21 protein-coding genes and 1 pseudogene are annotated in these 24533 nt (G+C 37.6%); 14 read left to right on the plus strand and 8 right to left on the minus strand.

Annotated features, from left to right (window positions below; genetic code table 11):
• Positions 1-30: 30 nt before the first annotated feature.
• From GZ996_RS01135 to GZ996_RS12045, 4 genes and pseudogenes are all read right to left on the minus strand, one after another.
• Positions 31-507: a glutathione peroxidase gene (locus GZ996_RS01135; RefSeq protein WP_162011136.1), complete on the minus strand. Its 477-nt coding sequence runs from the start codon at positions 505-507 to the stop codon at positions 31-33.
• 438 nt (positions 508-945) lie between these two features.
• On the minus strand, positions 946-1995 hold the full coding sequence (locus tag GZ996_RS01140; RefSeq protein ID WP_202922596.1) for an aldose epimerase family protein: 1050 nt from the start codon (positions 1993-1995) through the stop codon (positions 946-948).
• Between the two features lie 12 nt (positions 1996-2007).
• A complete protein-coding gene (locus tag GZ996_RS01145; protein ID WP_238385941.1) occupies positions 2008-2619 on the minus strand; it encodes a hypothetical protein in 612 nt (203 codons plus the stop codon).
• Positions 2620-2739: 120 nt separating this feature from the next.
• Positions 2740-2922 (minus strand): annotated as a pseudogene (locus GZ996_RS12045) (ArsR/SmtB family transcription factor); the annotation flags it as partial.
• A gap of 198 nt (positions 2923-3120) precedes the next feature.
• On the opposite strand from GZ996_RS12045, the gene GZ996_RS01150 reads away from it, so the two are divergent.
• The 5 genes from GZ996_RS01150 to GZ996_RS01170 all read left to right on the plus strand — a co-directional run bounded on the left by GZ996_RS01150 (position 3121) and on the right by GZ996_RS01170 (position 9405).
• Positions 3121-4377 (plus strand): ABC transporter substrate-binding protein, encoded by a 1257-nt coding sequence (locus tag GZ996_RS01150; protein WP_162011137.1) that lies wholly within the window; start codon positions 3121-3123, stop codon positions 4375-4377.
• A gap of 93 nt (positions 4378-4470) precedes the next feature.
• A complete protein-coding gene (locus GZ996_RS01155) occupies positions 4471-5358 on the plus strand; it encodes a carbohydrate ABC transporter permease (RefSeq protein ID WP_156805953.1) in 888 nt (295 codons plus the stop codon).
• 10 nt (positions 5359-5368) lie between these two features.
• A complete protein-coding gene (locus GZ996_RS01160; protein WP_156805954.1) occupies positions 5369-6202 on the plus strand; it encodes a carbohydrate ABC transporter permease in 834 nt (277 codons plus the stop codon).
• Positions 6203-6213: 11 nt separating this feature from the next.
• Complete coding sequence (locus GZ996_RS01165; RefSeq protein WP_162011138.1) at positions 6214-8013, plus strand: glycoside hydrolase family 2 protein; 1800 nt, start codon at positions 6214-6216, stop codon at positions 8011-8013.
• Between the two features lie 36 nt (positions 8014-8049).
• Entirely contained in the window at positions 8050-9405 is a 1356-nt protein-coding gene (locus GZ996_RS01170) for a family 43 glycosylhydrolase (protein WP_238386373.1), read from the plus strand.
• Positions 9406-9525: 120 nt separating this feature from the next.
• On the opposite strand, the gene pepF is transcribed toward GZ996_RS01170, so the two are convergent.
• Complete coding sequence (gene pepF / locus GZ996_RS01175; protein ID WP_156805957.1) at positions 9526-11331, minus strand: oligoendopeptidase F; 1806 nt, start codon at positions 11329-11331, stop codon at positions 9526-9528.
• 186 nt (positions 11332-11517) lie between these two features.
• Between pepF and ppc the strand changes: the two genes are divergently transcribed.
• The 5 genes from ppc to tuf all read left to right on the plus strand — a co-directional run bounded on the left by ppc (position 11518) and on the right by tuf (position 18681).
• Positions 11518-14208, plus strand: coding sequence for a phosphoenolpyruvate carboxylase (ppc, locus tag GZ996_RS01180; protein ID WP_162011140.1), 2691 nt, complete (start codon positions 11518-11520; stop codon positions 14206-14208).
• A gap of 225 nt (positions 14209-14433) precedes the next feature.
• Positions 14434-15666, plus strand: a complete 1233-nt coding sequence (gene ftsW, locus GZ996_RS01185; RefSeq protein WP_162011141.1) for a cell division peptidoglycan polymerase FtsW — start codon at positions 14434-14436, stop codon at positions 15664-15666.
• 116 nt (positions 15667-15782) lie between these two features.
• Positions 15783-16283: an RNA polymerase sigma factor gene (locus GZ996_RS01190; RefSeq protein WP_156805960.1), complete on the plus strand. Its 501-nt coding sequence runs from the start codon at positions 15783-15785 to the stop codon at positions 16281-16283.
• Entirely contained in the window at positions 16267-17346 is a 1080-nt protein-coding gene (locus GZ996_RS01195; RefSeq protein ID WP_156805961.1) for an anti sigma factor C-terminal domain-containing protein, read from the plus strand. Before GZ996_RS01190 ends, GZ996_RS01195 begins: the two co-directional genes overlap by 17 nt.
• A gap of 138 nt (positions 17347-17484) precedes the next feature.
• Positions 17485-18681 carry an elongation factor Tu gene (gene tuf, locus GZ996_RS01200; protein ID WP_156805962.1) on the plus strand — a complete coding sequence of 399 codons (1197 nt, stop codon included), beginning with the start codon at positions 17485-17487 and terminating at the stop codon, positions 18679-18681.
• Positions 18682-19100: 419 nt separating this feature from the next.
• Here tuf and yidC read toward each other — a convergent pair whose 3' ends face one another.
• On the minus strand, positions 19101-20015 hold the full coding sequence (yidC, locus tag GZ996_RS01205; protein ID WP_202913581.1) for a membrane protein insertase YidC: 915 nt from the start codon (positions 20013-20015) through the stop codon (positions 19101-19103).
• 131 nt (positions 20016-20146) lie between these two features.
• Positions 20147-20425 carry an acylphosphatase gene (locus GZ996_RS01210; RefSeq protein ID WP_156805964.1) on the minus strand — a complete coding sequence of 93 codons (279 nt, stop codon included), beginning with the start codon at positions 20423-20425 and terminating at the stop codon, positions 20147-20149.
• Between the two features lie 154 nt (positions 20426-20579).
• On the opposite strand from GZ996_RS01210, the gene GZ996_RS01215 reads away from it, so the two are divergent.
• Genes GZ996_RS01215 through GZ996_RS01230 form a run of 4 tightly spaced genes read left to right on the plus strand, consistent with a single transcriptional unit; the run spans position 20580 to position 23779 of the window.
• Positions 20580-21695, plus strand: coding sequence for a 5-methyltetrahydropteroyltriglutamate--homocysteine S-methyltransferase (locus GZ996_RS01215; protein ID WP_162011142.1), 1116 nt, complete (start codon positions 20580-20582; stop codon positions 21693-21695).
• A 30-nt stretch (positions 21696-21725) separates the two neighbouring features.
• Positions 21726-22859 carry a 5-methyltetrahydropteroyltriglutamate--homocysteine S-methyltransferase gene (locus GZ996_RS01220; protein ID WP_162011143.1) on the plus strand — a complete coding sequence of 378 codons (1134 nt, stop codon included), beginning with the start codon at positions 21726-21728 and terminating at the stop codon, positions 22857-22859.
• A 49-nt stretch (positions 22860-22908) separates the two neighbouring features.
• Positions 22909-23430, plus strand: coding sequence for an ECF transporter S component (locus GZ996_RS01225; protein WP_162011144.1), 522 nt, complete (start codon positions 22909-22911; stop codon positions 23428-23430).
• A complete protein-coding gene (locus tag GZ996_RS01230; RefSeq protein WP_162011145.1) occupies positions 23411-23779 on the plus strand; it encodes a DUF4430 domain-containing protein in 369 nt (122 codons plus the stop codon). The genes GZ996_RS01225 and GZ996_RS01230 overlap by 20 nt, the downstream gene beginning before the upstream one ends.
• 81 nt (positions 23780-23860) lie before the next feature.
• Here GZ996_RS01230 and GZ996_RS01235 read toward each other — a convergent pair whose 3' ends face one another.
• Positions 23861-24529, minus strand: coding sequence for a potassium channel family protein (locus GZ996_RS01235; RefSeq protein ID WP_156805969.1), 669 nt, complete (start codon positions 24527-24529; stop codon positions 23861-23863).
• Positions 24530-24533 lie beyond the last annotated feature (4 nt).

A 24533-nucleotide genomic window follows, 5' to 3' on the forward strand; every position in this document is an offset into this window, starting at 1 on the left:
AGGAAGCTGTATTTTCCTAGCGTTTTTCAGTTATAGTAGTTTTTCAATTTCAGCAATCAATTTTTCAGGTGTAGTGGTTGGGGCAAAGCGTTTAACCACATGACCTTCGCGGTCAATGAGAAATTTGGTGAAGTTCCATTCAATAACTTTACCCAAGGTTCCTTTTTTCTCAGTTTTTAACCATTGATAAAGAGGGGGAGCAGCTGTGCCATTAACCTCAATCTTAGCAAAACGTGGAAAGGTTGTATTATAATTTAAGCTACAGAAAGTGTTAATTTCCTCTGCGGTCCCTGGGCTTTGCTGTTTGAACTGGTTACACGGAAAATCGAGTACTTCAAAACCTTTGTTCTGAAACTGATCATAGAGCGCCTGTAACCCTTCGTATTGAGGCGTTAAACCACAACCGGTTGCTGTATTAACAACGAGAAGGACCTTGTCGGTGAAGTGGCGGAGCGAAAAGTCAGTCTCATCTTGGGATTTAACTGTGAAATCGTACAGTGTTGTCATAAATGTTCCTCCTTTGGATTCAATGATATCTTAACATTTTAGAATTGAGAGGTCTAATGAGAAGGTCGTGGGATTTTATTATGATATATCATATATTTATTAGAAAATCGAAATCTTTAGTTAGTTGAGTAAGATGTTGAACGTTCTACGATGTTAGAAAATGTGCTCATCAAAAATTACTTTGATATAAGGGAAACAAAGAAAATAGTTCACGAATGAGTCTGATAGATAGGAGTTGGAAAAATATTAGAGTTCAGTAAAAGGCATCAATGACGCTCTTAAAAACGTCGATTCGATGCCTTTTTAGAGTGCTATTTCTGAGAAGAACCTGAGTTTTGAAATTTCCTTTACAATGTATCTTCCTAGTTCTCAAATGCAAATCATCATCTGATCAACGGTATCTCTGAAGAATGAGGTGACGTTATCCAATTTTGTGGCTTATTTTTTAATATCAAATTGATAAATGGTTGTTGTTTGATAAGGGGTGTTGGCCAATAGAACAGGAGCTTCAAATTGAGGTGTATTGATAGCGTTTGGGAAAAATTGTGTTTCCAAGCAGAAACCAGAGCGTTTGGTATAAGTTGCTCCAGGTTTGCCATCTTCTTTTTCAATAAAGTTACCCGAATAGAATTGAACGCCGGGGAGGTCTGTGTAAACTTCCATTTTGATACCTGATTCGTTACCGATAGCTGTTGCAAATGGTTTATTGAGACTTGGTTCTGTAATGATGAGATTATGATCGTAACCACCGGCATATTGAATTTGATCAAAAGCGGCATCAATATCTTGTCCTATCCTTTTTTGAGTTGTAAAATCAAACGGTGTGTTCTCGACTGAAATCATTTCTCCAGTTGGAATTGATTTTGAATCAGAAATAGGAGTGTAGGCGTGGCAGTTTAACTGTAGAAGATGTTCTTCTATAGTTCCACTATTGTGACCGTTGAGGTTAAAATAGCTATGATTTGTAGGGTTAAAAATCGTGTCAGCATCAGATAAGCCATTATAGGTGATAATAAGTTCGTTTTGGTCGGTCAATTGGTAGATAACAACCAAGGTCAAATTGCCAGGATAGCCTTGGTCTGAATCTGGGCTTTTTATTTCTAAAGTCACACTATTTTGTTCTTGGTTGACCTCGATAATGTCCCACAGGCGTAAATGGTAGCCATTTGGCCCGCTGTGAAGGTTGTTTTCGCCTTCATTTTTAGGGAGGTTATAGACTTTATCGTTTAATGTGAAGCTCGCCTGATTAATTCGGTTGGCGCTACGACCAACTGTAGCGCCGAAGTAAGTAGCATTATTAGAAAAATAACGATCAACTGGTTCATAACCTAGAACAATATCTCGTTTTTGATTAAATTGATCGGCAACTTCGAAAGATAGAATAGTTGCACCAAGATTAGTCACTTGGAGCTTACTTCCTAAAGAGTTAGTCATAGAAAAAATGGTGACTGGTTGTTCGTTTGCTAATAAAGTTTCTTGTGAAATCATGATAAATTCTTTCTAGGGGATATAAAAATCAAAATTAATATCTTGAGAATGATTTCCCCAATTCTTCCCAAAGATAGTTAGGCCGCCATATTGGTTTTCGATTTCGTCAACTTCAATTCTAAAGGTTAAAAAATCTTTCTCAATAATTTTGGTATCGTGTAGATTGTGATCGGAAATTTTAATACCATCAATAGAGGTATCGCTTTGATTGATTCTGATATGCTTTAGAAGACCGTATTGGCTAAATTCATCTGGCCACCAATTTGGTGTTAGTTTGCCGCGAACATCAGAAAAATTTCCAGGGATGGTGATGTTTCCAAGGGTGATGCCGTTTAAAATAAACTTCAAAGATGTTGGCCATGTGTTGTTTGAAATAGGGAATTCAGAAGAGACTTCCAAGCTGATATCTAACATCGTAATATCTCTGCCATTTTTTAATGGCTTAGGAATCTTGTATTCTAAAAAACCTTGACTTAGCCAAATAATATCAGCATTTACCCTGTTATGGTTGAGAAAAGATTTAGGGTCGTCAATTTTTCCGATAATCTGCTCTTGGGTTGCTAAACCGCAAGATGGTGAAGAATAGAAATTTACAAAATGACCTATTTTAACCTTTTCACGCATTTTTGATAGATCAGGGAAAATTTTATTGGGAAGATGAACGGTTAAGGTATCTGTTTTTAAGCTGACAAATTTTTCTTTCCATCTATTGTCTTTTCCTTGTTCAATGCTGATTAGTTGAGCGGTTTCTAAAATCTTAAGATGTTTACTGATGCTAGAAGGGCTTAATTGTAATTTTTCACGGAGTTCTGTGATAGGCCTATTTTGGATTTCTAAAAGTTCTAGAAGTTTTACTCTGTCGATGTTAGAAAGTGCATGAAAAATTGCTAAAGAATGCTCATCTGAACTATTAAGCTCTATATCTATAGTGCTCGCCTCCTTATATTCTTTTCTTAATTTTAATACTAAAAACTAAAATTGTCAATTTACAAAAAAAGAAAGTCAAAAAATATTGACAACGCTTTCTTTTGTTATTAAAATAAACTTGTAAATAAAACAATTGTTTCTTTACTAAAAAATAAAACATCGTTTTCTTGTTAAGGAAAATGATAAAGTGAGGCTATTATGAAAAAATCATGGAAATTGTTGGCGGTAACGTTATGTGGAGCTGCGTTATTAGTGGCATGTGGACCAAAAGCATCTGATACTAAATCTAAAGAAGGTGACAAGAGTGGCACAATTACGGTGTGGTCGGCATTTTCTGGACCGGATCTTGAAAATTATCAAAAAACAATAGATGCTTATAATGCTACTAATCCAGCTTACAAAGTTAAGATGGTTCCGATGAAAGCAGATACACTTAAACAAAAATTGACAACAGCTGGTAAATCAGGAACGGGACTTCCTGATATTGCAGAATTAGCTTCAGAACAATTGCCATACTATAAAGATTTAGGATTGCTAGATAGTTGGGATTCGCTGATAAAAGGCTCCGATGTTAGCGCTGAACATTATGTTCCTGCGACATGGGAAATTGGGACGCTTGATGGTAAACAATATGGGGTTCCAGATAAAATGGACACATGGGTGATGTACTATAATCAAGACTTAGTAGATAAGTATGCGCCAGGTTCTCTTGATGATGGCATTGTTACTTATGCAGAAGTTGAGAAAGCGGGAGAAGCAGCTAAAGCTGATGGTATTTATGCAACAAGTAATGACTGGTCGTCTCAGAATTTCATGAATATTTATCTTCAAATGGGTGGAGAATGGCGTGATTCTTCCGGAAAATTTAATATTGATAATGATATTGCTAAGAAGGCTTGGGGAGAGTGGGAAAAACTTTATTCCAAAGGTTATGTTGTTCCAAATGGTGAGGATGCCGTCAAAGCCTTCATGAATGGTAAAGTGATTTTTAATCCTGAGGGAACATGGATGTTGAGTCAATACCAAGGGATTAAAGACTTTAAATGGGGAGAGATGTTAACTCTTCAATGGGATGAGAAAAATCTTATTCAAGCATCTGGAGCAGGACAATTTGCTATTTTTAAAACCAAAGAGAGCAGGTCTAAAAATCTTGAAAAGGGTATGGTTGATTTCTTAGCTTGGTTACAAACTAATCAAGGAGACATTGTGAAATCAGGTGCCAATCCAACAGCATTGGCAATGCTTGAAGATGAAAATTATACCAAATTACCACAATCATTCTTAGTGACAGATGAAAAAGCTCAAAATGCTATTACCATTAACACTGATCCAGGAATGTCACCATTTATGACTGCCTTTGATCCTAAGGGAATGGATATGATTTCTGGTAAGGCGGAACTTGATGCAACATTTAATCAAATTCAACAGACAGTTGCAGCTCAAATCAATGAATAAGATTGCTTAAATATCTTATTTATAATCTGTAAGCAAGTGGCTGAAGTCTTTAAGTGCCACTTGTTTTTATTGTTATAAGAAATGGAGAAACTAATGCGCAAACATTCTTCTAAAAAGCAATTTACGTGGAAAACGTTAGTATTTATTGCTCCTTTTTTAATTATTTTCAGTCTGTTTTTCTTAGCACCAGCCATTTTAGGCTTGTATGTGTCTTTTACAGAGTGGGATATTTACTCAACTCCTCAATGGGTGGGGCTAGAAAATTTTAAAACGTTGTTGTTTGATACAGAATCTATTTGGCATATTCAATTTACAGAAGGTTTTGTACATACTTTCTTATTTGCGGTGATTACTGTACCTTTGTGTATTGTAGTTCCTTTGTTGTTAGCAACATTATTAATGAACAAGCCAAAATTAATGGGATTTTTTCAAGCTGTTCTTTATATGCCAAGTCTTTTTGCTATATCGGCGGTTATGATTATTTGGGCTTTTCTGTTGAGTATTTCCTACGGTCCGCAAAGTCTGCTGGGATTGGAAATCTTCTTTACAGGAGAACAACCTTGGGCTTGGATTGTTTTGGCTCTGGTTACTGTTTGGTGGACGATGGGAGGAAATTTAATTATTTATGTGGCAGCGCTTAATGCTGTTAGTTCCGAAATGATAGAAGCGGCTCAAATTGATGGTGCAAGTCGATTGAGAACATTTTTTAGTATTCAATTACCTAGTATTAGAGATCAATTGTTATTCACGACTGTTATGACTACAATTGCTCAATTAAATGTATATGGTCAGCCTTTGATGCTTACTAATGGTGGTCCGAATGGTTCCACTAGTGTGTTATTGATGTATATTCAGCAAGCTGCTTTTGGGGCAGGTATTCCACAAGCAGGAATGGCTTCTGCAATGGCGATTTTATTAGGTCTGGGAATTATGCTGGTTTCAGTATTTCAGTTTATTGCAGTTAGAAAAATGAATCAATAGGAGTGATGAGATGAAGCAATCAAAAACAGCCCAAAGAATATCATTTATTATTTTAGCAGTTGTGTGTCTTGTTTGGATTTTACCACTAATCTGGGCAGTGTTCACCTCATTTAAATCACAAAATGAAATTGCATCTTCTGGATTTCATCTATTACCAAAAGAGTGGACTTTGTCTAACTATACTACCTTGTTAAATAACAGTGAGGCATCTCCAGTATTTCAATGGTTTACGAATTCGTTGATTATCTCTACAACTTTCATGGTTTTAACTGTATTTGTCACGGCTTTTGCGGCTTATGGGTTTACGAGATTAGAATGGCCAGGAAGAGATTTTATTTTCTCAATTCTACTAGGAAGTATGATGTTTCCGACGGTGATTAATCTAATTCCAAATTTCAAAATTATTAGTAGTTTAGGGTGGTCGAATACTTTCTTAGCAGTTATTATTCCTGGGGTTGCAGGGGTTTATAATCTATTTTTAGTAAGACAGTTTATGAAGGCAATTCCTTTGGGATTGGATGAATCAGCTATGATTGATGGTGCAAATGAGTTTCAAATTTTTTGGTATATTATTTTGCCATTAATTAAGCCAGTGTTGCTTGTAGTAGCGTTATTTAGTTTTACAAATTCGTGGAATGATTTTTTATGGCCATCTATTGTGATGAGTGATGTTTCGCAGATGCCGATAACTCCGGGATTGCAATTATTGCAGGGGCAATATCAAACATTCCCTGGCCTTGCAACTGCGGGGGCAATTCTAGCATTATTGCCTACGTTTTTACTTTATTTGGTTGCTCAAAAATATTTTATGCAATCAATGTCGTTACAAAGTGGGATGAAATAAGGGGGAAATAAATGAAACGTACAGAATATCCACGTCCTCAATTTGTCAGAGAAAAATGGTTAAACTTAAATGGGGAATGGCAATTTGAGTTTGATGACAAAAATGAAGGGCTAGTTAATAATTGGAATGGTTTAAAGGAGATTGAGTTTACTAAGCACATACAGGTTCCTTTTGTTTATCAGTCTGAAGCAAGTGGAATTAACGATCGTAGTGTACACGATGTTGTCTGGTATAAAAAACAGTTTTTCTATCACAAAAATGAAAGGGCAATAGTCTATCTTCATTTTGGTGCGGTAGACTATGAGGCGATGGTATACGTCAATGGTCAATTGGCGGGAACTCATGTTGGCGGAAACACTCCGTTTAAGTTTGATGTTTCTAACTTGCTAGAGGATTCAGGAAATCAAGAAGTTATAGTTAGAGTAACAGACAGACATGATGATGAAGAGATGCCTAGAGGAAAGCAGTTTTGGGAAAAAACATCAAGAGGTATTTGGTATACTAATTCAACGGGTATTTGGCAAACAGTTTGGCTAGAAGAGGTTAATCAAAGCCATATAGATGATTTACGCTATCATATTCGTTATGATGAAGGAATGGTAAATCTTGCAGTCAGGACATTAGGAAGTGTAAAGGGTGAGTCGAAGTTAGTTTATCGTATATCATATCAAGATGAGATAGTTTCACAGGGGGAGCAATTAATAACGTCGGAAGTAACAACAATTGCCGTTGATGTGATACAAGGCCATATTTTTTCAACTAATTTTCATGACGATGGCAGAAGTTGGACACCAGAAAATCCTAATTTATTTGATGTTGAATTAAAGTTAATGCTTGACGATACAGTTATAGATAGGGTAACCTCTTATTTTGGGTTTAGGAAAATTCATACGAAAAACGGTATGGTCTTTTTAAACAACAAACCATTTTATCAAAAATTAGTGTTAGACCAAGGCTATTGGTCAAAAGGTTTGTTAACAGCTCCAAGTGATGACGATTTTATTAAAGATATTGACTTAGCTAAAGCGATGGGCTTTAATGGCTGCCGTAAACATCAAAAAATGGAAGATCCTAGGTTTCTGTATTGGGCAGATGTCAAAGGATTTGTTGTTTGGGGAGAATGTGCGGCGCCTCCTATTTACAGTGAGCGCTCTGTGGCTCGTTTGATGGTAGAATGGACTGAAATTATAAATCGTGATATTAACCATCCATCTATCATCACTTGGGTTCCAATTAATGAAAGCTGGGGAGTTCCTAATATTTCTCATGACAGGATGCAACAACATTTTTCTCAAGCTATGTATCACTATATCCATTCTCTAGATAATTCTCGCTTAGTCATTTCTAATGATGGTTGGGCAGCTACGGAAACAGATATTGTAGCTATCCATAATTATATGCACGGTCAAAACAGTGAAAAAGATAAGTATAACTATTATAGAGAAAGCCTATTTTGCAAGGAGTCTTTAATTAATAATCCTTCGACGGCTTGGCCTATTTTTGCAGATGGTTTTGGTTACCAAGGACAACCTATTTTATTGACTGAATTTGGCGGGATAGCTTATGAAGTTTCTAACCAAGAAGGTTGGGGTTATACAAAAGTTGGCTCAGAGGAAGAATTTTTAGAGGATTATAAACGTATTATGTCAGCTATATATGCTTCAAAAGGACTCTGGGGATATTGTTATACACAACTAACAGATGTTGAACAAGAAATCAATGGTTTATTGACTTATAATCGAGACCCTAAGTGTGATTTAGAAAAAATAAAAAAAATCAATGATGGGTATCATATTCCAAATGTAGAATAGGTAATGCTCATGAAAAAGAGTTTTCTCATTATAGGAGTGTTCATATTGATTTTAGTTGGCTGTACACATTTTAAGGATAAGGAAAAAATATCTGATCAGTTTACGCCTATAATTGATAATAATGGGGCAGACCCTTGGCTGCTCAAAAACGATAATTACTATTATTATACGAAAACCACAGGTAATGATGTCACTTTGTGGAGATCTGAAGAACTCAGTACAGTAGTAGCTGGAGAAAGGAAGGTGATATGGAAATTACCTAGTGAGTTTGAGAGTGCATGGGCTCCAGAGCTGCATTATCTAGATGATCAATGGATTGTTTATGTAGCGCTAAATAAAGGTGGCGAAACTCATCGGATGTATGCTTTGACCAACTCCTCAAAGGATCCTTATCAAGGGGAGTGGAAACTTCAGGCTATAGCAGGTATGACTGAGCACTTTGCTATTGATGGGACTGTTTTAGAAACTAATCAAGGAAGGTATTTTATCTGGTCTGGTTGGGAAGGTTATGAGAACGTTGCTCAAAATTTATACATCGCTCCAATGGAGGGGATTGCTCAGATATCTGGCGAGCGACAGTTGCTGTCTCGACCTGAATTTGAATGGGAAAAAAAGCAGACTCCTTTAATCAATGAGGGACCCGAAATTTTTATTGCTGGAGACACGATTAATCTTGTCTATTCTGCTAGCGGAAGTTGGGATGATGATTACAGTTTAGGGTTGCTAACTCTTAATGTCAAGGATAATCCATTAGATGAGAAAAGATGGTCTAAAGAATCAAAGCCTATTATGGCGAAAACAGATTTTGTTTTTGGACCGGGTCATAATGGATTTGTGAGAGATAAAGAGGGTAAGCCTTGGATTGTATATCATTCGGCAAGATGGTCTCATTCTGGCTGGGAGCGTTCCATTAGAATACAACCACTTTCTCTAAAAGGAGAAAAAATAGATACCATGCTTCCTTTGGCTTCAGAACAGTATCAAAGGTTGCCTAGTGGGGATTTAAAGAGGCAAATCTATTCGGCGATAGAGGCAAAACAATCAGGTGATTTTAAAATGATTGAAGATTCTAAAGGAGAATCTTTGAAAAGTATTGTAGGTTTTGCTAATCGTGAAGATGAGTTAACATTTAATGTGAATGTAAAGAAATCTGGTGATTATATTTTTGCTGTATATGCTAAAACAGTAGATAATTACACCCCTGACAATTTAGTGCCAGTTTTAATGACAGTAGATGGGGAACCATATAGTACATTATTGCCGCCATCTGATGATTATTCTCCTTTATATCAAAAAGTATCACTAAAAAAAGGTGAACATATCGTAACGATTTCATCAGAAGTTGGAGTGGATGAAATAGCGATTAATCGATTAGAAGTGATCGGAGATTGAGGTTGTTAAGTGACATCGCTTGATTTTAGACGATTAGTAAAAATTGTATAGCTAAAACTTTTTGAGATAATATGATGTGTCAATCGTGAAATATAAAAAAGACTGGGAGTCCAGTCTTTTTTAGGATATTTCCTTCTCCAGATCTGCACTATACGCAACAATTTGATCAACGGTATCGCTGAGGAATTGGATAGTATCGCGGAGTGGCTTTTCGGTTGAAATATCAGCGCCGATGATAAGGGCTGAATCAAGTGGTGTCTTGCTACCGCCTGATTTGAGGAAATCAAGCCATTGGTTAGCGCCGTCAGGATTGTTTTTAATATTGAGGTAGCCAGCGGTTGAAATCACGAGACCAGCGGAGTAGGTGTAGCTGTAAAGCCCCATGTAATAGTGGGCTTGACGCATCCAAGTCAATGCGGCATCGTCATCAATTTCGACAGCATCTCCCCAGAACTTGCTAAGGACGTCTTTCATAATGCTGTTAAGTTTTTCAGCACCGAAGGTTCCGCCATTTTCAATCAAGGTATAGACTTCACGTTGGAAAGCTGCCTCAAGCAAATGAGTGATGAAGTTGTGGAAGTAGGTATCTGTCAAACGATGAGCAAGTGCGAAACGTTTTTGACGCGGGTTGTCAAATTGATTTTCGAGATAATCGCTAAGGAGTAATTCGTTCAAGGTTGACGGAGCTTCCACGAAATAGGTTGACATATGGGCATTGTAGAAACTTTGGTTGTTATCTGAGAAGATAAATTGACCAGAGTGCCCGATTTCGTGAATTAAAGTATAAACATCTGACATGCGGCCAGTCCAGCTCATGAGGACGTAAGGGTGCACGCGGTAAGGATCAGCAGCATAACCACCAGAATCCTTGTTTTTATTGGCTGCAAAGTCCACCCAGCGCTCAGATTGGTAGCGAGCCACCTCTTGAGAATACTCTTGACCAAGCGGAGCGACTGATTTCATGACAAGGTCATAAGCATCATCAATAGAGACTTCTGGATTGAGTTCATTGTCAATATCGAGTTTCCAGTCAGCGAAGGTCATTTTTTCAAGACCGTTAACAGCTGCCACATGTTTGAGGTAGCGTTGAGCCACAGGGCCAAATTCATTCATGATAAGGTCAATTTGACGGTCGAACATGGTACGGTCAACTTCTTGTTCGTCCAAGAGGTAATCGAAAACAGAGTCATAACCACGCATATCAGCTAGTAATTTTTCTGATTTTACTTTAGCAAGATAAGCTGCCGCTGCCGCATTTTGATGAGCGCGTAAACCTTTTGAGAACGAACGAAAGGCTTTTTCACGGACCGCAGCATCCTCGTGATTTTGATAGAAGTTTTCGTAAGTCACAAAGCTGTTTTTATAAACCTTACCCTCAACCTCAAAATCGTCCATAGCAAAGTCACCGGCACGCATCTTCGTATAGATGTCATAAGGTGCCCCAAGCACTTCACGGAGGTTACTGATGGCTTTCTCAACTTCAGGAGCTAGCAAGTGGGCCTTTTGGCGTTTGGCCTGACGAATAGCAGAGCTGAAATGAGGGTTTTCTTCTAGTTCATCAAGAACAGCATCATCAGCCTGTGCCAGAGCTGTATCAAAAAAGCTGAGCGCTACACTAGCTTTTGTCATGAAATCATCACCGCTTGCAGCGATTTCTGCGAATTCTTCATTGCTAAAATCAGTAGTCTGAGGCATGAAGGAATAGTTAATGATGTGGCTTTGTTGGATATAAATTTGTTCCAGTTCATAAAGCGCAGCGGTGAAATCATCAGCGGATTTCAAGTTGCCTTCGTAGTTTTTCTTGAATTGGTCAACATCTGCCAAGGCTTTTTCAATAGCTAATAAAAAATCTTCACGGTCTTTGTAAAGGGCTGTTAAGTCCCATAGTTCAGTTTCAGGAAATTCTGAACGTGGTTTGAGTTCCATAAGAGGCTCCATTTCTATTGTTAATATGACTCAGTATAGCAAAAAAGATGGCATTTGTCAGCGGTTTCTTTCAGATCTGCTATTTTCTTAAAAAGTGAACCTCTTCCAGAAAAGATGTTTTTTTAGTGTTCTTTTTTCATGAAAAATAGTAAAATGAAAAGGCAATAAGTGAAAAGGAGCACAAGTATGGTTAAGTTAGAGACACGTAGCCAAGGTACGGTTATTCAGGAAGAAGTGACCATTTTAACCCATTTTTTAGCTGAAACGACTATTCGTATAGCAGGGCAGGAAGTGTTTAATAAAATTGAACGCTTGACGCAATTATCTAAGGAGAAAAATTATCAAGAATTAGAAAAAGAAATTGCGACAATTTCTAATGATGAGATGGAGATGATTGCGCGCTATTTCGCTATTTTACCGCTGTTAATTAATATTTCAGAGGACGTTGATTTAGCTTACGAAGTTAACTACCAAAATAATACCGAACAGGATTATTTAGGAAAACTTTCGACCACAATTGACCAAGTTTCAAAAAGTGCAGACGCTTTCTCTATTTTACAACATGCTAATGTTGTTCCTGTATTGACGGCACACCCAACGCAAGTGCAACGTAAAACAATGTTAGGTTTCACTCAAAAAATCCATGTTTTACTTCGTCGGTACCGTGATGTTCGCATGGGATTACTCAATAAAGATAAATGGATGGATGACCTTCGTCGTCAGATTGATTTAATGATGCAGTCAGACATTATCCGTGAGAAAAAACTCAAGGTCAAAAATGAAATCACCAATGTAACGGAGTATTACCAAAAATCGCTCATTCCTGCCATTACAAATTTGACATCGGAATATCAACGATTAGCTGCTGAACAAGGTCTCCGATTAGAAGCGCCAAAACCAATTACCATGGGCATGTGGATTGGTGGCGATCGTGACGGGAATCCATTTGTAACAGCCGAAACGTTACGATTGTCAGCAGAAACACAGGCAGAAGTGATTCTTACTTATTATTTAGGGAAAATAGCAGAGCTGTATGATTCTTTTGCTTTATCTATTAGCTTGAGTGATGCTTCAGAACAGGTGAAAAGATTAGCAGAACTATCATCTGATGCTTCGATATATCGTGAAAAAGAGCTTTATCGCAAAGCTTTTCATTACATCACAGAAAAATTAACGAATACGAAATTGTATTTAACTGATAATCAAAATCTTAGTCCGCGTTATGATAAGGCTAGTGAATTTGAAGCTGATTTGTTAACGATTAAAGACTCTCTTATTGCTAATAAAGGGGAAAATCTTGTTAAGGGTGATTTGGCAGAAGTTTTAGAAGCTGTTCGTATCTTTGGTTTTTACCTTGCTTCTATTGATCTGCGTCAAGATTCGTCTATCCAAGAAGCCTGTGTTGCAGAGCTTCTGAAATCAGCTAACATAGAAGCGGATTATTCATCTCTATCTGAAGAAGATAAAATAGCTCTGCTATTGACAGAATTAAGAGAAGACCCACGTCTTTTATCAGCTACTCATGTTGAAAAATCAGAACTTCTAGAGAAGGAGCTTGCGATTTATCAGACTGCTCGTGATCTCAAAGATAAATTAGGCGAGGAAGTTATCAAGCAACATATTATTTCGCATACTGAGAGTGTTTCAGATATGTTAGAATTAGCCATTATGCTAAAGGAAGTTGGTTTGATATCGACAGAATCGGCGCGTGTTCAGATTGTCCCTCTCTTTGAAACCATTGAAGATTTGGATGGTGCAGCACAGACCATGACAGACTACCTATCTCTTGATTTGGTTCAAAAATGGGTGGCTAGTAAAGATGGCTATCAAGAAATCATGTTGGGATATTCGGATTCTAATAAAGACGGTGGCTATCTCTCATCTGGCTGGACCCTCTACAAAGCTCAGAATGAACTAACTAAGATAGGTCAAGATAAAGGAGTTAAAATCACCTTCTTCCATGGTCGTGGTGGTACGGTTGGTCGTGGTGGCGGGCCATCTTATGATGCCATTACTTCACAGCCATTTGGTACCATCAAAGACAGAATTCGTTTAACAGAACAAGGGGAAGTGATTGGCAATAAGTATGGTAACAAAGATGCTGCCTATTATAATTTGGAAATGTTAGTGTCTGCAACTTTAGGTCGTATGGTAACGAGTCAAATTGTTGATAGCAATAAAATTGATGGGTACCGTTCTGATATGGATAAGATTGTTTCAGACAGCAATCTTATCTATCGTGACCTCGTCTTTGGCAATCCGCATTTTTACGACTATTTTATGACAGCAAGTCCGATTAAAGAAATTTCAAGCCTTAACATTGGTTCTCGTCCTGCTGCACGTAAAACCATTACTGAAATTTCTGGACTTCGTGCCATTCCTTGGGTCTTTTCATGGTCTCAAAATCGGATCATGTTCCCTGGCTGGTATGGTGTCGGTTCAAGCTTTAAACACTTTATTGAACAAGAAGAAGGTAATCTTGCTAAGCTTCAAGACATGTATCAAAATTGGCCTTTCTTTAAATCTCTCCTATCAAATGTAGATATGGTTTTGTCTAAATCAAATATGAATATTGCCTTCCGTTATGCCCAAATGTGTGACGACGAAGCCGTACGAGATGTTTTCAATGCGATACTTGATGAATGGCAATTAACCAAAAATATCATTTTGCAAATTGAACAGCATGATGATTTGTTGGAAGATTTACCGAATCTTAAAGCGAGTTTAGATTATCGTTTGCCGTACTTTAATGTGCTAAATTATATTCAAATTGAACTAATCAATCGCTTAAGAGCTGGAAAACTCAGTGATAAAGAAGAAAAACTTGTTCACATCACCATCAATGGAATTGCAACAGGTTTGCGAAATTCAGGTTAAAAACTGAGCATAGGTATGAAGAATTTGGGAGAAGTCTCAAACTCTTTCAAGTTCGCAAATGACTTCGAAACATGCTATAATAAAACAGTTGATGACATGTATGAGAAACTAAACAGGGTGGAACTTAAGGTTAATTAGACATAGTGGGATCTTTAAAAATAGGGCATTTAGCTATTCTTATATGTCGAACAAATTTTACATTTTGAATACTTGAGGTATCTTCTAATGAAAATAAACAAGCGGCATCTATTGAATTATTCAATATTTTTGCCTTACTTAGCACTATCGATTTTAGGGTTGATTATTATCTACTCCACTACCAGTGCTAGCCTGGTGCAGAAGGGTGCAAATCCATTTAGTTCAGTTTTGAATCAAACTATATTTTGGTTTTTGAGTTTAATAGCGATTGCATTTATTTATCGTCTAAAACTTGATTTTTTGAAAAAAACAAGTATTGTTTCTTTAGCTATCTGGATTGAGATTGGAATGTTGCTCTACTCACGTTTTTTTACTGAGACAGTTAATGGGGCGCACGGCTGGATTGCAATTACAGTAGGTGAGCGAAGTCTCTTTACTTTCCAACCTGCTGAATACTTGAAAATCTTGATTATTTGGTATTTGGCTCTAACTTTTTCAAAAAGACAAGAAGAAGTTGGTATTTATGATTATCAAGCTTTAACTAGAGGAACCCTTTTTCCAAGGCAGTTTCAAGATTGGCGTTTTTATTCAGCTTTGATGGTTTTCCTAGTAGCCTTTCAGCCAGATCTTGGAAATGCAACAATTATTATTTTAACAGCTATTATCATGTTCTCTGTTAGTGGCATTGGTTTTCGTTGGTTTTCTGGTTTGCTATCTCTAATTGTAGCAGGATCAACCTTGTTACTGGGCTTTATCTCTGTAGTTGGTGTTAATACGGTAGCTAAGGTTCCTGTTTTTGGATATGTGGCCAAGCGTTTTTCAGCATTCTTTAATCCTTTTGAAGATGTTCAAGGCGCAGGACACCAATTGGCAAACTCCTATTATGCTATGAGTAATGGTGGCTGGTTTGGCCGAGGTCTTGGTAATTCTATTGAAAAGCGGGGCTATTTACCAGAATCACAGACGGACTTTGTCTTTTCTATCGTTATTGAAGAATTAGGTTATATCGGTGGGGCGCTCATTTTAGCATTAGTATTTTTCCTCATTTTACGAATTTTATTGGTTGGTATCAAAGCCAAAAATCCATTCAATAGTATGATGGCTCTAGGTGTTGGTGGTATGATTTTAGTCCAAGTTTTTGTCAATATTGGGGGGATATCAGGATTGATTCCATCGACTGGTGTAACTTTTCCGTTTTTATCATTAGGGGGGAACAGTCTTCTTGTCCTCTCTGTAGCGATTGCTTTTGTATTAAATATAGATGCAAATGAAAAACGTGAAGCTATCTATCGTGAACTCGGAGACACCTTATCACGATAATAAAACAGAACTCAGAATGAACTGGGTTCTTTTTATAATTTTTTGCAAAAATATGTAACCCAATTTCTCATCATTCGTTATACTAGTGAAAAAAGAAAAAGTTAGGAGGTGAATAAGTGAAACTTTCAGGTTATGAAACCTATTTAGTCGATGTTGCAGAAGAAATTTGTTTTTATTTGATAAAATCAGGAGCCAAATCAGAGGATGCAAAGGATATAGCACAAGATATTTTAGTCAAAATGCTTGAAAGTGACATCGTACTACCTGCTGACAAGATGCGAGCCTGGCTTTACCGCACAGCCATTCGAACCTATATTGACAAGTATCGACGTGATAAACGCTATCATGAGATTTTGCAAAAGGCTTTTTTTACGGAGGAGACTTTGATAAAGTTCGATGATAAGACCTATGAGCCTCTTTATCAGTGCTTGCTCGGCTTGGACCAAAAGTACCGCCTACCACTTGACCTTTTCTATTTTCAAGACCTGACAGTTAGAGAAATAGCAGAGCTACTTCATCATAGTGTCAGTAAAGTCAAAATCGACCTCATGAGAGGACGAAAAGTGCTCAGACAAAAATTAGAGAAAGAAGGATATACCTATGAAGACTTTATCTAACTTTGAAAAAATTGCAAAGAAAAATAAGCAGAAAAGTTGGGTTAAGATTATTGTTATCAGTACAGTCATTTCTCTGTTGGCTGTTCTAGGTTTAGTTACAACTCTGGAAAAAATGACCAGCCGTACGGGAGTAAATGTTCAAAAGCGCTATCTCAAGCAATCTGAAATTGCCTATCCAAATATTGATTACACGACTTGGGGATATCAAGCCACGTCCCCTTTCTCTGGTACGTTTTACTCTCATCGTACGAAGGATATTGATGGTATCACAGTACCGTTTGAAAAGTACGAAGGTGATTATTTTCTTTTTTTAAGTGATAGCCTTAATCAAGGAGAGAGATTGAAATCTGGTGATAATGGACAATCAGCCTATACTTACGAAACTAGCTATAAGATTCCTCTTTTCTTTGATACAGCACAGCAGAAACAGACAGAGTATAAGGTTACTCAAGATTTGAATGTTGTTCCTGAAATGACTGGAAAAGCGGTAGAAGTAGCAATTACATTTGACAAACCTTACTCTTTAGCAGAGATTGCAGAGAAAATTCCTGAAAACCTCAAACTAAATTGGATTTGGATAGGATCATATGCTCCAATATATTCAGATGGAGATCTTGCTAATCAATTTGGATTTACACCTTACTTTGATGCTAGTTTAAACGCCAAAGAGTCTAGAGCCCTTGAAAAAGAAATTGATACTGCAATGAAAAAAAATCCCGATGCAAATATTTCAGAAATATATGCAAAGTATGATAAAAAAGTAACTCCACTAGAGGGTATGGAAAATAGTTATAGTATCTTTCAAACTAATGTACAAGATTTTCTATCCGAAGGCTATGGTTCCACATCAAGAACTGGAGAGGATGGTAAAGAGTATTCGACAGATCAATTTCTAAAAGATTATTTAGTAGCTAATCCTGATCCAAAAAGCGCTAAATTCGCAGGTGTTATCTTAACTGGTCGTTCTGAGAATTTTGCGCAGTTAAAAGATGTAGACTGGATTTTTGCCTCAAATATCGGACAAAGTGTTGAAATTCAACCTTATCACCACTTAGAAAAGTAAGAAGTAAAAGTGAGATTTTGTGAAAACGCACAAAAAGCTTGCAATTATCTGGTAATTTGATAGAATAGTAAGGTAAAGTTAGACCGTATTGCCTACTGTCTATCTATAAAATATATTTTATTGGAGGCTTTTTCCACAATGGCAAAAGAAAAATACGATCGTAGCAAACCACACGTTAACGTCGGTACAATTGGACACGTTGACCACGGTAAAACTACTCTTACTGCAGCTATCACTACTGTTTTGGCACGTCGCTTGCCATCAGCAGTAAACCAACCAAAAGACTATGCGTCTATCGATGCTGCTCCAGAAGAACGCGAACGCGGTATCACAATCAATACTGCACACGTTGAGTACGAAACTGAAAAACGTCACTACGCTCACATCGACGCTCCAGGACACGCGGACTACGTTAAAAACATGATCACTGGTGCTGCTCAAATGGACGGAGCTATCCTTGTAGTAGCTTCTACAGATGGACCAATGCCACAAACTCGTGAGCACATCCTTCTTTCACGCCAAGTAGGTGTTAAACACCTTATCGTGTTCATGAACAAAATCGACCTTGTTGACGATGAAGAGCTTCTTGAACTCGTTGAAATGGAAATCCGTGACCTTCTTTCAGAATACGATTTCCCAGGTGATGATCTTCCTGTTATCCAAGGTTCAGCTCTTAAAGCCCTTGAAGGTGACGCTAAATACGAAGACATCGTTATGGAATTGATGAACACTGTTGATGAGTACATTCCAGAACCAGTTCGTGACACTGACAAACCACTTCTTCTTCCAGTCGAGGACGTATTCTCAATCACTGGACGTGGTACAGTTGCTTCAGGACGTATCGACCGTGGTACTGTTAAAGTCAACGACGAAATCGAAATCGTTGGTATCAAAGAAGAAACTAAAAAAGCAGTTGTTACTGGTGTTGAAATGTTCCGTAAACAACTTGATGAAGGTCTTGCAGGAGACAACGTAGGTATCCTTCTTCGTGGTGTTCAACGTGACGAAATCGAACGCGGTCAAGTTATCGCTAAACCAGGTTCAATCAACCCACACACTAAATTTAAAGGTGAAGTCTACATCCTTTCTAAAGAAGAAGGTGGACGTCACACTCCATTCTTTAACAACTACCGTCCACAATTCTACTTCCGTACAACTGACGTTACAGGTTCAATCGAACTTCCAGCTGGTACAGAAATGGTAATGCCAGGTGATAACGTGACTATCGACGTTGAGTTGATCCACCCAATCGCCGTAGAACAAGGTACTACATTCTCTATCCGTGAGGGTGGACGTACTGTTGGTTCAGGTATTGTTTCAGAAATCGAAGCTTAAGATATCTTAAGTTCCCAGAATAACAATTATTAAGTCAGACAACTTTTAATTGTAAAAGCCCTAGTTTTGCTAGGGCTTTTTTGCATTGTCAAAAGTGAGAATTGAAATCTGACACTCGTCAAAAAGTAAAAATTGCGTTTAGAATTTTTCTTAAACAATCTGTTCTTATCAAGAAGATTTCCTAGGCTGACTAATTTCCAAGCTTAATCTGGAGCCCTCTACGGAACATTAACATTTCTCTAATAAGGAATAGCTCATAGTGGTAGAAGTGTTTAAATTTTACTAGATTCATTGATTTTAAATGAGCATAAAAATGGATAAAATAAACGTGTATAGAATTAAATGTGCTGAGCTGAGGCAACAGTGATGGATGGATTTTTGAGAGTATAAGAAAAAGCCGCTAGATTACGGCTTTTTGATTATTTACGTTTACGTTGTTTACCAGCGTTGCGATTTGATTTTGTTATAATGGCTTGAGAAGCCTGTGGTGTCACATCACGACGTGTTGATGACGTGTTGATATTTTTAGGTGGGTTGAGTTCGAATTCTTGTTCAACTTGCTTGCGTAATCGTGGTTTGATGATATAAGTTGTAATCAGTTGTTGGAAGATAGAGAAGATACCACCGACAAACCAGTAGAGTCCCACACTTGATGGGAGACCAAATGTAAAGATTGCCATCGTAATTGGCATTGAATACATCATGGTTTTAGATTGTTGACGTTGCTCTTCCGGCATTGCTTGAACAGATAACCAAGATTGAACAAAATATAGGGCAACAATGGTGGCGATTAAGATAAAATCAGGTTTTCCAAGGTTCATCCAGAGGAACTTGCTTTCAGAAATTCCTGGTGTATGTTGTGCTGCAAAGAACATTGCTGAGAAGAAAGGCATTTGAATGAGGAGTGGAAGACAGCCGATACCACCAAACATACTAACCCCATTTGCTTTTTGTGCTGCAAAATAATCAGCCTGTGCAGCCATTTTTTCTTCTTGAGAGAGGTTTGGATCCTGCATACGTTTTTGAAGTGGCTCAAAAATAGGTTTAAGATATGCCATTTTCTCAGACTGATAAGCCGCTTTTCGGCTTTGATAAAGTCCTAGAGGCAGGATGATAAAGCGAACGATAATGGTCACGAGGATGATGCCGAGACCAAAACCGAGTCCCATATTATCGGCGAAAAAGCTGATAAGACTTGCCATTGGTTTACCTAGAAGGTTCCAGATAAGCCCTGTTGGGTTACCTGCCTTATCACGGCTAACACAGCCTGTTAGAAGCAGAAGCATTGATAGAGCCATGCCTGATAGAGCGAGGCGTTTTTGAATTTTTTTCACAGTTTGTATCATTTCCTTTGTTTTATAATCATGTCTTTTTAGTTGTTTTTAAGACGTAACATTACTATTTTACCTTTTTTTAGAATAATTCTCAATCATTCTAAGGCTGTAATTTCAATTTTGGAGCTTTTTTAATTAGCCATGCGAAAATCAGTGAAATCGTCAAAGCACGTCATGGTAACATCCACATAGGTTACCTTTGCCAAACGAGAAGGTCCTTTTCTGATTTCCTGAATAAATTTAGCCATTTTAGCTGAATCATCTGATTGCGCTAATATTTCAACCGTTCCATCGTCGTTATTCCATACTCTGCCATAGATATCACCAATTTCCAAAGCTAGAGCATAGGTTGAGTAGCGAAAACCAACACCTTGAACACGTCCTGATACAATAATTCGTAATTTTTTCATGATTAGAGTGCATTTTCCTTTTTCTTTTATTATAACATGGCAGAGCACTGCTTTATATATAGCTAAAAACTATATTAAATCATAATAAATATATATTTTACAGCTATATAATACTCTGATAAACTAGACTTACTGAAACAAAAGGGGAACTATAATGACTAAAAAATATTTTGAACATATCGGATCATTTTTACGACCGGCTGAATTGGTAGAGGCTCGTGAGGCCTTTGCGGCTGGTAAGATTTCACAAGAAGAATTAACAGCTGTTGAAGACCGTCTGATTACAGAATTGGTTGATAAGCAAGTCGCAGTTGGTCTTGAAAAGGTTACAGATGGTGAGTTCCGTCGTGCTAACTGGCATGTGGATTTCTTCTGGGGCTTTGATGGTATTGAGAAGCTAAACTATGGTGAGGGTTTGCACTTTGTTGGTGTTGAGACAAATGATGATTCCGCTCTTGTAACAGGAAAGATCGGATTCACTAAGGAAAATCATCCCTTTATTAAACATTTCCAATTTTTGAAACAATTGGCTGATGAGCGTGGTGTGGAAGCTAAAATTACCATTCCTTCTCCATCGCAATGCTTGATTGAATTGCAACGCGGTAGCAACCTTCAAAAAGCCCTTGAAGTGTATCCGAACCAAGCTGAGTTAGTGGAAGATTTGGCAGTTGCTTACCGTCAAGCTATTCTTGCCCTATATGAAGAAGGGGCACGCACAATCCAGTTGGATGACTGTAGCTGGGGAATTGTTATGGATGATGACTTCTATCAAAAAATGACCAAAGGTGCTGTACCACAAGAGGTGATTCGTGACAACTTCCTTTATATCAATAACAAGGCGATTGAAAATCTTCCAGAAGATTTGACAATTAATACGCATATTTGCCGTGGTAATTATCAATCAACTCACTTGACTGAAGGACCTTATACTAAAGTGGCTGAAACCTTATTTGGTAAGGAAAATGCTAAATCATATTTCTTGGAGTATGATAATGAGCGTGCAGGTGGTTTTGAACCCTTAGCTGAATTTAAAAATCCTGATAAGGTGGCTGTTCTTGGTCTGATTACGACAAAAAATGGTCAGCTTGAAGACAAGGAACAATTGATTGCTCGTATCAAAGAAGCTAGTCAATATGTGCCGTTAGAACAACTTTGGTTGGCGACGCAGTGTGGTTTTGCCTCAACAGCAGAAGGAAATCTTATCACTGATGAAGATCAATGGAATAAATTAAAACTTGTCAAAGAAGTGCTTGACGAAGTTTGGGGATAAGCAACCAAGAATAACTATAGGAGATGGCTTATGACAAAGAAGTATTTTGAACACGTCGGATCATTTTTACGACCGGCTGAATTGGTAGAGGCTCGTGAGGCTTTTGCAGCTGGTAAGATTTCACAAGAAGAATTAACAGCTGTTGAAGACCGTCTGATTACAGAATTGGTTGATAAACAAGTCGCAGTTGGACTTGAAAAGGTGACTGATGGAGAGTTTCGTCGTGCCTACTGGCACCTTGACTTCTTCTGGGGATTTAACGGTATCGACCATATCCAAGCTGCTCAAGGTTACCAGTTCCATGATGAAGAAACTAAGGCTGACTCTGCTATTATTTCTGGAAAAATCACAGGTGAGAATCACCCATTTGTTGAAGCTTACAAATTTCTCAAGGCTTATGTAGATGAAAAAGGGACAAATGTAGAAGCAAAAACAACCATTCCAGCACCATCTCAATTTTACTTTGAGCTGATTCGTGATGCAGAGCATGTGGAAAAATTAAATGAAATTTATCCAGATTTTGCTGAATTACGTGCAGATATTAAATCTGCCTACCTGCAAGTTATTACGGATTTAGTAGAAGCTGGTTTGAAAACCTTACAAGTTGATGACTGTACTTGGGGTGTCTTGGTGGATGATAATTTCTTAACAGGTTGGGGAGCTTTACAAGGAAAATCAAAAGAAGAGGTTCGTAATGAACTAGCTGAACTTTTCCTTACATTGAATAACGATGTTTATGAAAATGTCCCAGAAGGTCTTTTGGTTAATACGCACGTTTGCCGTGGAAACTACCATTCAACATGGGCATCATCAGGTGGCTACAACCCTATTGCTAAAGAATTATTTGGTGAGGAAGCTGCGAAAACCTATTTCCTTGAATTTGATAATGAGCGTTCAGGCGGTTTTGAGCCATTGTCAGAATTTAAAGATGAAGATAAGGTTGCAGTGCTCGGTCTGATTACTTCTAAATTCCCTGAATTGGAAGATAAGGAAGCTATTATCGCTCGTCTAAAAGAAGCAAGTCAATACATTTCTTTGGAACAACTTTGGATTTCTACGCAATGTGGCTTTGCCTCAACGGAAGAAGGAAATATCTTAACAGATGAAGATCAATGGAAGAAATTAGCCTTAGTTAAAGAAATCATTGATGAGGTTTGGGGATAACCAAGTTAACTAGGTTGCATTTTGTAACCTAGTTTTTTATAATGTCACTATGAAAACTTTCTCAATCAATCGTTTAACTAAGGTTGCCATGATGGCTGCCTTGTGTGTGGTGCTCAGACAGACTTTCTCTGTTTTTCCTAACGTTCAACCCATTACGGCTATTTTTTTAGTATTAGTTCCTGTTTGGGGACTGATTGATGCCATTTTAGTCATGGCCTTGACTATGCTAGTGTCTTCATTTTTGCTTGGCTTGGGACCTTGGGTAGCCTTGCAAATCGTATCATTTGCTATTATGATGTTATTGTGGCGAGTCTATCTGACTTTGGTGACAAGGGGGGGTAAATCTGATATAATAATACTGTTTGTGGAAAGTATAGGAGCTGGATTGGTAGGGATTGGCTATGGGATTGTGATTGACAGCCTATCTGCAGCGATGTTTGGTATGCCTTGGTGGTCTTATGTTGCTGCAGGATTTTTCTTTAACTTAGCACATGCCCTGTCTACCCTCGTTTTCTATCCACTAATAACATCATTTTTTAGGAGATTTTCCCATGAAGAAACTATTATCTAGCCTAGTCTTACTTTTTTCTTTTGTTTTAGTAGCTTGTAGCAATGGCGGAGCAGATAAAGATGACCAAGTAGCTGGAAAGGTACAATTGATTGTCAATTTAGATACTAATAAAATGGACGAACAAGTCACTTTTGAAGAAGGTGATACTGTTATGGATGTTTTAGAAGATAACTATGAAGTTGAAAAAGATAATGGTCTGATTACTTCAATTGATGGCTTAGCTCAAGATGAAGCTAAGAAGATTTACTGGATGTTTAAAGTAAACGATGAAATGGCACCAAAAGGTGCTGAGCAAATCACACTTAATGACGGTGATAAAATTGAATTCTATCAAGAAAAATTTGAATAGATTCTAAAGAGTACTATTTAAGGCACCATTTAAAAAAATTATGATAATAAAAAATCGGAAGGCTATTCCGATTTTTTATTATCATAAATAGCCTAGGTAATCGTACTTTTCAAAGGTCCGATTGTTAGCGACAGCTACCATAATGGTGTTTTCTTTAAGTGGTTGATCAATAGCTAATTCTGTAGATAGAGTGCTCCCTTTTTCGGACCGCATACCAATGAGGTTAAGGTCAAATTTTTTACGGATATTAAGGTCAACGATAGATTTTCCAACCCAGTCTTGAGGAATAAGAAATTCCATGACGGCAATATCATCTTCTAAATGATAGAGTTCTGTAATTTTGTGACGCATAAGAGAGGACGCAAGGTTTCGTCCGCTTTCGCGTTCAGGTGTGATAACACGGTCAGCACCAATTTGATAGAGAACTTCTTCATAAACGTTATTGCTAGCCTTGGCGATAATTTGTTTGATACCAAGCTTTTTGCAGTTCATAAGAGCAAGAACAGAGCTTTCTAGATTAGTTCCAGTAGCGAGGATGACAACATCACATTGGTCGATACCAACTGTCTTTAGAAAATCTAGGTCAGTCATATCTCCAATGATAGCCTTACTGACAAAGTCAGCAACATCCTCTACTAAGTCTGTCTTATTATCAATTGCAATAACTTCTTGTCCAAAAAGACTAAGTTCGTGAGCAATCGCAAAGCCAAAACGGCCAAGGCCTAAAACGCCGAAAATTTTATGTGTCATAATA

The sequence above is a fragment of the Streptococcus sp. S784/96/1 genome (assembly GCF_902729355.1).
Lineage (GTDB): Bacteria > Bacillota > Bacilli > Lactobacillales > Streptococcaceae > Streptococcus > Streptococcus caledonicus.